The organism is Piscirickettsia litoralis (assembly GCF_001720395.1).
GTDB classification, from domain to species: domain Bacteria; phylum Pseudomonadota; class Gammaproteobacteria; order Piscirickettsiales; family Piscirickettsiaceae; genus Piscirickettsia; species Piscirickettsia litoralis.
The window spans coordinates 1136065-1145239 of sequence record NZ_MDTU01000001.1 but is presented as its reverse complement, the minus strand read 5'-3'; the positions used below and the strand labels follow the sequence as shown (position 1 = coordinate 1145239).

Annotated in this window: 11 protein-coding genes; 4 read left to right on the top strand and 7 right to left on the bottom strand. The window is 36.8% G+C overall.

Annotated features, from left to right (window positions below; translation table 11 throughout):
- Positions 1-393: 393 nt before the first annotated feature.
- Complete coding sequence (locus tag BGC07_RS05450) at positions 394-1527, top strand: hypothetical protein (RefSeq protein WP_069312273.1); 1134 nt, start codon at positions 394-396, stop codon at positions 1525-1527.
- Here the strand turns inward: BGC07_RS05450 and BGC07_RS21205 are convergent.
- From BGC07_RS21205 to BGC07_RS05435, 4 genes are all read right to left on the bottom strand, one after another.
- Entirely contained in the window at positions 1524-2312 is a 789-nt protein-coding gene (locus BGC07_RS21205) for a glycine betaine ABC transporter substrate-binding protein (RefSeq protein WP_235602955.1), read from the bottom strand. The genes BGC07_RS05450 and BGC07_RS21205 overlap by 4 nt on opposite strands.
- 34 nt (positions 2313-2346) lie before the next feature.
- The gene (locus BGC07_RS21200) at positions 2347-3102 is read right to left on the bottom strand and encodes an ABC transporter permease (protein ID WP_201258123.1); all 756 of its coding nucleotides are present in this window, start codon (positions 3100-3102) and stop codon (positions 2347-2349) included.
- Positions 3095-3865 carry an ATP-binding cassette domain-containing protein gene (locus BGC07_RS05440; protein WP_069312272.1) on the bottom strand — a complete coding sequence of 257 codons (771 nt, stop codon included), beginning with the start codon at positions 3863-3865 and terminating at the stop codon, positions 3095-3097. Before BGC07_RS05440 ends, BGC07_RS21200 begins: the two co-directional genes overlap by 8 nt.
- 134 nt (positions 3866-3999) lie before the next feature.
- Complete coding sequence (locus BGC07_RS05435; RefSeq protein WP_069312271.1) at positions 4000-4290, bottom strand: hypothetical protein; 291 nt, start codon at positions 4288-4290, stop codon at positions 4000-4002.
- Between the two features lie 791 nt (positions 4291-5081).
- On the opposite strand from BGC07_RS05435, the gene BGC07_RS05430 reads away from it, so the two are divergent.
- Complete coding sequence (locus tag BGC07_RS05430; RefSeq protein WP_069312270.1) at positions 5082-5552, top strand: hypothetical protein; 471 nt, start codon at positions 5082-5084, stop codon at positions 5550-5552.
- A gap of 2 nt (positions 5553-5554) precedes the next feature.
- Positions 5555-5998, top strand: a complete 444-nt coding sequence (locus BGC07_RS19320) for a potassium channel family protein (RefSeq protein ID WP_158006875.1) — start codon at positions 5555-5557, stop codon at positions 5996-5998.
- On the opposite strand, the gene BGC07_RS23825 is transcribed toward BGC07_RS19320, so the two are convergent.
- From BGC07_RS23825 to BGC07_RS05415, 3 genes are all read right to left on the bottom strand, one after another.
- Complete coding sequence (locus BGC07_RS23825) at positions 5917-6489, bottom strand: DedA family protein (protein ID WP_069312269.1); 573 nt, start codon at positions 6487-6489, stop codon at positions 5917-5919. The two genes, BGC07_RS19320 and BGC07_RS23825, sit on opposite strands and share 82 nt — an antisense overlap.
- A gap of 345 nt (positions 6490-6834) precedes the next feature.
- Positions 6835-8181 carry a phosphatase PAP2 family protein gene (locus BGC07_RS05420; protein WP_069312268.1) on the bottom strand — a complete coding sequence of 449 codons (1347 nt, stop codon included), beginning with the start codon at positions 8179-8181 and terminating at the stop codon, positions 6835-6837.
- A 226-nt stretch (positions 8182-8407) separates the two neighbouring features.
- Positions 8408-8647 (bottom strand): hypothetical protein, encoded by a 240-nt coding sequence (locus tag BGC07_RS05415; protein WP_069312267.1) that lies wholly within the window; start codon positions 8645-8647, stop codon positions 8408-8410.
- A gap of 227 nt (positions 8648-8874) precedes the next feature.
- Here BGC07_RS05415 and BGC07_RS05410 point away from each other — a divergent pair, with 227 nt between their 5' ends.
- On the top strand, positions 8875-9171 hold the full coding sequence (locus tag BGC07_RS05410; RefSeq protein ID WP_069312266.1) for a hypothetical protein: 297 nt from the start codon (positions 8875-8877) through the stop codon (positions 9169-9171).
- The last annotated feature ends 4 nt before the right edge of the window (positions 9172-9175 follow it).

Here is a 9175-nt window from a genome sequence, read left to right as displayed (position 1 = left end):
GTCGCTGAAGAGACAAGAGCTGCTGTGGGATGGTGGTTGTGTATTGGTGATAATTGAGTTGCCATGACTCGTTTCTGATGATACCAGCTTGATCTGCAATTTTTGCTTAACGATATCTCCCTTTTTGATAGGCTTTTACTGCTCTTGTTCTAAAGTCTACTGAGTAAGCTGTTGGTATGATAAACACTTCTCTGTTTCTTATTATTGGATTATAAATCAAAATGTTAGGGAGTTTCTATGAAGTGGTCTACTATATTGCATAACAAACCTTAAATTTATCTTAAATTGTCTTAAGCAGATAAAAAGTTTTTTTTTTCAATAGAACTACCTATCAACCTGCTCTAATATCTGGCTTAAGGCAAAAGCATTAAATTAGGTAGTAGAGGTAGTATTATGCCGTTTAAAAGAACTGGTGAGCTTCTGAATTTAAAAAGGGGGAAGCTTTCATCTGACTCTGTGTTATTTAGAATCCTGAATGGTTTTGAAGAAAATTATTTCTCAGAATTAGAAGAAGTTATTAAAGGAACTGTTAATCCAAATAAATCATCAGCTAAGGTTATTGGTAGTAAATCATATAAGAAAGAAGATGGCTATCGAGATCTTGTTCTTGAAATATCAAAATTGTACCCAAAGGGTGGTAAGGATGATCTTTTTCACTCTATTGTTAAGGCAGCTATTTTAGAGTATAACAATAAAAATAATGTAAATGGTAATAATTATGCTGTAGATAATTACCTTAGAGATGAAAGTATAGTGAAGTGTTTTCTTGCTGAAGAGCTAAGAAGAAACCCTGAAATGGCAGAAAAGCACTTTACTGATGGAACTATACCTACAAAAGTTCAAAAGCCCGCTCTTAAGGGAGTGATACTCGTTGCTGCAACGGAGAAGGCTAAGACCCATGAAGAGATGAGTAGGTTAATTGATTCTGGAGTTGATAATTTTAAAAAAAGTAATCTATTATCTGTAACCGAAGAGAGTAAAAAGTGGTTGATACCTCTGCTCGAAAAAGCACAATCTAAAGTTAAAAAAGTAAGAGGTGAATATTCGGGTGAGCCAGTTTATGTTGATGGCAAAGCTTATACAATTCCTAAGAATTTACACAAAGCTATTATTACACTCAGTCCTAAGCTTAGTTCATCTTATGAACAAAAAGTAATTACCATGCTTGATGACCCGAATACTAAAAAAGAGACACTGGAGCAAATGGGTATTAAGCCTGTTACTCCTGAAAACCTTCAGAAGGAACTGTTAGATAACCTTGCGAGCCTAGATGGCACTAAAGCCAGTGGTAAATACTCTCTTTACTCAAGAGATAAATGGACACAAACATTGTATAATAAAGCTCGGAGTAATAATGGCATGTCAGCATTAGATATAATACAAAATGCAAGTGAAGAGAAAGGAGACTTTGCGCCTAAAAAGAAATCAGAACGAAAAATTTCTCTTCAAAACCTATTTTCCTGGCACGCTCATAAAGAGCCAGAAGGTAGCAATAAAAAAACGACGACAATGGTGGTGGAAAGTTAGTTGTTTGTGCATGATAAATCCCTACTTAGTAGCCGATTGGTTTTTAAGTAGTTCTTAGCCACCTCATAAGGCGTTTTATGCAGACTGTCGACTTGATTGTTGAGAGTCTGCATAGTTTTATTATTTAATCGATTAAATAATGGTTTTAATGCACAATAAATCTCTGGATGTTGTTTTAGCGTTTGCTCGCGGATAATAATCGCAGCGTCATAAGGTGGGTAAAAGTGCTTGTTATCGTCTAATAGTTGCAAATTATGTGATTGAAGGCGGCCATCGGTAGTAAAGGCTAAAATCGCATTGACTTGCTTTGAGGCTAAGGCTGCATACATTAAGTCTGGTGTCATTTGACGGATATGAGTAAATTTAAGCTGATAGGCTTTTTCTAAGCCCTTAAGGCCATCTGCGCGCTCGAGAAACTCAGGAGGAGCAGCGAGGGTGATTTGATTGAGATAAGGGGCAAGTTGGCTCAAATTGGAAATATTTAATTTTTGAGCGAGCGCTTTAGGGATAGCAATTGTTTGAGAATTATTAAAGCCAAAAGGTGGGAGCCAGGTGAGGTTGAACTGCTTTTGGTAGTCTGCTTTAAGAGTATTGAACATGGCTTGTGTTGATAAATTAGGGTTGTATTTTTTATGTAGTACCGTTAGGTAGGCGGTGCCGGTATATTCTGGATAAAGATCGATTTCACCTTTGAGTAGGGCATTTTGAGCTATGGCGGTGGTACCCAGATTAAGCTTGGTTTCTACATTTAAATTTGTATGGTTTTTTATCATCAGGGCAATCATCTGCCCAAGAATGTATTGCTCGGTGAAGTTTTTGCTAGCGATGATGATCGTGATTTTTTTTAGAATAATTAATAAAATGTGAGCCGATCATGGTAATCGTTGCGATGAAAAGGACTGTAATGAAGAAAATACCAGTGCGTTTGAATTTAATTTGCTCGCGCTTGCGTTTGATGAGTAATATGCCGATTAGGGCTAAAATAGCATCAACGACAAGAGCGAGTAAGGCTGTTGGGATTGTGCCGAGTAGAATTAATTTGTTATCACTGGTGGATAAGCCTTGGGTGATAAAATCGCCTAAGCCTCCGGCACCGATAAATGCGGCGATGGTGGTAATGCCGATCGTCATCGCTGCGGCTACGCGAATCCCTGAAATAATTGATGGACAAGCTAAAGGCAATAAAATTAATTTTAACGATTGAGTTTTCGATAAGTGCAAGCCCTCGGCAGCATGAATCGATTCAGCAGGTACGCTCTCTAGCCCTGTATAGGTACTGCGGACAATGGGTAATAAGGCATAAGCTAGTAATGCAACGAGGGTTGGTGGATAGCCAATGCCAAGCCAGGGGATAAAAAAGGCCAGCAAGGCAAGGCTTGGTATGGTTTGTAAAATATTGGTTGTCGCTAAGGTAAAAGGGCGAAAGCGTGGATAATAATAGATTAAAACCCCAAGTGGGATGCCAATGAGAATTGCAACGAATAATGCGGTAATAGAAATATAAATATGCTGGTAAAGCTTAAGTACAAGCTCGCTTTGGTGGTTGGCGAGAAACTGGATCAGAGGATTAAACATTGTTATCGCCTAAAAAGTGGGCATTTTGCTGTAAGGGCTGAAAGGCTTGAGTGATATAATCATTGACGAAGTCGCTGGCTGGTTTTCTGACAATCTCGCTCGGCGTATCGAGCTGTTCGAGCTTACCCTGATGCATAATAGCGATACGGTCGGCGAGAATAAAGGCTTCGAAAATGTTATGGGTAATAAAAATAATAGTTTTGTTAAACTTACTTCTAAGATGCTTAACCTCATTGTGTAAGCTATGGCGCGTGATGGCATCGAGCGCACTAAAAGGCTCATCCATGAGTAGGCAATCAGGGTTCATGGCCAAGGCGCGAGCAATATTAATGCGTTGCTTCTGACCTCCAGAGAGCTCGTCAGGGTAACGAGAGAGGTAGCTATTATCGAGTTCGACGCTATTAATTAATTCTTCAGCACGTTGAATCTGAAATGATTTATTCTTACCCGAAATTTTTAGGGGTAAAGCGATATTGTCAAAAACGGTCATATGAGGGAATAAGCCAGAATGCTGAAAAACAAAACCAATTTTCTCGTTCATGGCCGTTTTACTAATTTCACTGATTTTAGTCTCTTTAAAGCGTATTTCCCCCGAAGTTAAAGGCAATAGGCCGGTAATCATCTTGAGTAGCGTTGTTTTGCCACTGCCAGAAGTCCCCAAAATAACTAGACACTCACTGGGGGTCACATCTAGAGTGACTTGATTGACGGCATAGCTTGCACCATGGTCGAATGATTTGCTCACATTGTTAATCTGGATCAAATCATGAAGCCTTAAATTTAAGAGTATAAAGTTTGTTATTATAAGTGATTGATACTTAAAGTGTAGGGTAGTTTAGGTAAAGCGGTTAATTGTATTTGTAATATTAGAGTGCGAGAGATGCTAAAGTGAGCTGGTCATGCTGACTTTGCCCTTTCTAAAAGACCTTTAATGGAAAGATAAAGGGAGGTTTGAATGTCGAAGTTATTTACTGGCTCAAGCAAGTTTTTTCTTGTCCGTTTTTTGTTTAAAGATTGGAAGTGCTCTTGAAGCTTATCATCGGGAATGAATAATAGGTGATTCTCATTGTAGTCACTAAGGTGTAATAACTTTGCTACACAGTGGTTATAATCAATTTCATTATCAAAGCCAAAGGTATCTCTGAGTTTGTTAAGTAGCTCGTACTTATACATGTAGGCCGTGCGCATTTGAATACCTAATGTTGTAGCGATTTCTTTGGCTTTTATGTCGTTAAACTGGGCAAGAAGAAGAAGAACTTGCAGGTCGGCTTTTGAGAATTTCTCGCTATTGTAAGTTAAAGGGGTAACATTTTGAAAGCAAGAGTGATTGGCAATTTGATTAAGGCTTAAATCACCCTTATGGACGATTCCAACGACTTTATCTTCCGAGAATAGTGGTTCACGTGTGATCGTAGCAAAAAAAATACATTGTGAGAAACCGCGATGCCTTGACGAGATATAGAAGTTTCTTTGCCTGATCTTAAATTTAGAACATCCTTGAGCAAGTAGTTTGATCCGAGTGGGAACTTGAAAAAATCGAGAGGGCTCGCTGAGTCACCAATTTTAAAATTAACTTTAAGTTGCTCAAACAACTTGGTTGTGGCTAAGTCGCAAAACATCAACTTGCCTTTTTGTGCAATATAATGGTAGTGAGTCTCCCGGTTTGTTAGCATAGTTGTGGTTGTCCTATATGTTTTTTGTAGCTTACTATTTAATTTAGCATAAGAAACAATCGGTTATTGTAAACAATTTTTAACATTTTTATGTCTATGATGTCAACAAGAATAAACTTCTGTTGCCTTTGAAGCGTGTTTTGACTGTATCTTATTGTTATATATTGATTTTCTCAATTTGTAGCCTTTTGGGTGTTTTTTCAGTTGTTATTTTGTTATTTTTCTTTATGGTTAGTATCTTGGTTGTATCTATAAAGATTTTTATTTAATTAGGTAAGGTGTGGAAGCGCTGCTTCGGCTGTATTTATGAGAAAAATTGTAAGCAAAACACATATGAACATTCATTATTTATTAGGTTTTGGTATCATTGGCAAAGATGAGACTGCCATTACCAGGCGCTGTGGAAAAATATTCGGTTTTCTGATGCTCGCCGCTCTTTTTGGGCTTCCTACAGATTGGTTGTTAGAAAGTAAAGGTATCATCAGTCATTCATATTCCTACGCTATTAATTGGTTTATATGGTTATTATTCTTAACTGAAACAATAACGATGCTGCTATTAACCAAGAATAAAATATATTATTTTACTACAAATTGGTTAAACCTCGTTATTATCATTGGTATGGTTCCTACCTTATGGATGTGGAATATTCAGTATATTTTTATATTGAAGTATTTGCGCTTGCTCGTCTTATTGCGACTCATTTTGCCTCAACTTTATTATTGCCACCAAATTCTGTCTCGTAATAAGTTTGGTGCGACTCTTTTGGTTTTTTAATTGTGACCGTACTGAGCGGCATATTAGAGGCCTATATTGATCCTCAGGTGAACTCTGTAATAGAAGGCATATGGTGGGCTTTTCAAACGGTTACGACTGTCGGTTATGGAGATATTGTGCCAAGTTCGGTTGTAGGGAGAATTTTTTCTATCGGTTTAATGCTAATTGGCATTGGGCTTTTCTCTTTGGTCTCTTCTAACCTAACGGCATATTTTATTGACAGAGGACAGCTACAGAAAAGCAAAAAGCCAGAAAAGAAGTTGAGAAAACAGCTAAATGAAATCAATCAAAGGCTAATTGGTTTAGAGGAGACAAACAGAGAGATTTTAATTAAATTAAATCAAAAATTAAATAAAACAAATTATTACTCTTTGTTTTTATATCTTTTTTTCAAAAAAATGAATAAGGTAAATAGTATGATAATGCTAATAAGAGCAAGAGAGTAATGATTTGGACATGTTAATACTTGCTTTAAGCTCATACCAAAAAAATAGCCTGTTAGAATCAGAGAAGATGACCAAATTAACCCACCGATTAAATCATACATTAAAAAGCGTGACCATGATATTTGAGACATACCTAAAACTGTTGGGGCAGCGATACGCAGGCCGTATAAATAGCGCATGGAGAGGATCAGTAAAATATCATATTTTTGGAAAATATTATTGATTTTTATAGACTTTTTTTCTATTTTGGGAAATGTCTTAAACAGGTGGTTGCCAAAGAACCGTCCTAGCAGAAAAAGCAATTGGTTATGAAGGGTGCTTGCCATAGTCGCTAAAATAACGAAATTTGGTAGCTGTAGGTAAGGGTCTTTTTCTATAAAGCTGACTGAATCAGCGATGATTAAAAATAGCAATGCAGTGGCTTCAATAAAGGCAGTGCTAAGAACCAAAATATAGCTAGGGTCCAGATGATAGAAACTATAACTTAACATTGGTAAAGCTCTCTTTATAGACTTAATTCAAAAAAACTCGAATTAGCTTGAAGAGCTTATGATAGCTTAAAAGATATTTTTAGCAATAAAAAACTTATAACTCTTTGATTTATTATTAAATATAATATTATGGTTCTGCCTTGGAAAAAGTGAGATCATAAAAAATAAGCAGTTTCCTTTAACTGTTAAATTAATATAAATAACAACTGGTTATGATTTTACTGTTTGTTTTTTAAAATTAATAATTTCGATAGAAAGATTGCTATACAGGGCAATAGTTTCTTATTAGAAGCTGATCGCCCTGTAGGTAATAATCTAGGGGTTGACAGGTTGGTTTATAATTAGTTACTCACCTATGTCAATAACGACGTCATTACTTGTTCTTTGTTGTTGGATTGATGATCGCTTATTATCGAGAAATATCGTTGTTGTTGAACTATTCGGTGATATAACCTCTTCGTCTTCTTCAAGAGAGGTTAGTATGCCTTTTTCTACTTTCATTGGGCTATTAATCTCATCGATGAATGGAGTTGTGGATTGCTCACGTGTGGAGTTATTTTCTTTGGGAGAATTTCGCATTAATGAAACCCCAGTGCCTCCGACAACGCTGAGCATCGCTGTTCCCCAGGTGCCAAGCTCTGCATATTCACGGTATTTGTCATAATGCTTATAAATGCTCTTTTCCAGAGCAGTTTTCCAGCCACTGTTTTGTGTAAATGGCAAATTAGCAAAATTAGCTGCCATGCCTCCATAAGTTGCGACTAATTGGAAAACGGCTGCAACAAATTCTTTTTTTGACATATCTTTATAGTTATGCAAATTTGCAGCGAATAACCCTTTTAGAATAGCTGGTACGACGTCAGCTAACCCATTGACTTTATTTCCATAGACGGTTCCTTTCGCATAATACTCAGAAATCTGTGTTGCTACGGCGAGTGATAATTGCAAGGGAATAGCAGCCAAAGGGTTGGATACCATGGCACTTAATAGGGATAGTGTTTGTACAATGCTTTCTCTAGTGTAACTAGTAGAAGTTCCTGTGTTTTGACCTCGTCGAGCAGCTAATAAATTACCCGCAATCATGCTAAATTGAGCGCTAATTGCAAAGCCTGATAAGGTATCTCCTATCCAATGTTTTTTAGCAAAGACACGTCCTGCCATAGTGATTAACGCATCAACGAGACCGACAGCAAAGACGCCTTTTTTGCTGAATGTGAGTGTTTTACCACAGAATTCTATTTCTTTATCTTGACTCATCATAAAAGCAAGCCCAGCAAGCATTGCTCCCCAGCCCGAATGACCACTTGGCCAGGCTTTATTGTCTTCTTTGTTTGGGCGCTGCTGGAGATTAAAGCGCTTAACACCTTCATTAAACGCCCAAGCGGCGAGACCGGAAAATACATAGCCTGCAAAATCAGATTTTAAGTTCAGGTTTCTTTCAAAAAAACCTTTTTGACCTTCTGTGTCTTCAGAAGCTTCAATATCATTAAAAAAAGCTCGGTAGCTATCATTTAGAAGGCTATCGTTTCCTGCCTCAAGATCAAGTTCTTCTTCACCGGTGTGTTTGAACTCTGGGGTTGACGTTGGTGATTTTTCTGATGTCTGTAATGGCTCTTCATTGCTTGTGAGTATAGAGTCATAACTTGGTGTAGAATTAATCCTTAATTGAAGGTGGCTTTCTGGCGTTGACATGTAAACTTCTCCATAGTGTATTGTTTAATTTCTGGAGAATAAGATATGCGCAAATTTAAATGTATCCAATTGAAAAAAAAGAAATTTTTTCAGTTTTGATGAAATTTAAGTCAACGCTCTTATAAGCAAAGGGGTTTGAAAGGTAATTTATTCTTATAAAATATGAGGAGCTGCTTGGTGAAATGGAGGTGGGAAGTTGGTTTATACACTCCCCTTTGAGTCTAGCCTAATCATGTTGAGGCGTTGTTGGGGAAGGGCTTTGATCAGCTTGATCACCCATTTGTGCTCTATCATGGAATAATGTGGACATTTGTTTCGCACGCTTTATGATGAGCGGAGACTTTTCTGCAAAATCCACTGTACTTTTAACATCTAGAAAGTCAAGTAATGCACGTTGTTCTCTATCAGATAACTTCTCAAGCGTGTCTACTGCCTTATCGCATACTTTTTCTTCAGTTTTAGCCATGACTCATCCTCTATATCTTTATTTATACAGCAAAGTATAGTTATACAATTATCCAGAATTATCCGATTAAGAGATATTAAATACAATAGAGTTTTTATATGAAAATCTAAGCAGTTGATAGCGTTATAACAGAGCTTAACATTCTTCTTTATTTTTCTGTAGTAAAAAAACTGGTTCAGGTTATTGTTGATTTCAACCAGAGGGTGATGATGAGTTGAGGTTAGGGTATGGCTATAGAAAAACAGATTATTGAAATTAGAAAGGCGTTAGAAAATCAAAAAATTCAAGATCTTGAAGAATTTGTAACTTCGTCTGAAAAAAGTGATAACTATGGGGAAAAACTACTTGAAAAAATAGATATATTAGCAAGCTGGGAAGGTTGGAGTAGGTTTAAAAACCGTTCTGATCTGGCTGCTAATTTTAATGAGCATATTCTTAGTGCACTAAAAAATAAAGATAAGGATAAACTTGCAGTTGCTATTCATTTTGCTACATCTGCTGGTTCTTTATTAGACTTTTTTTAAATCT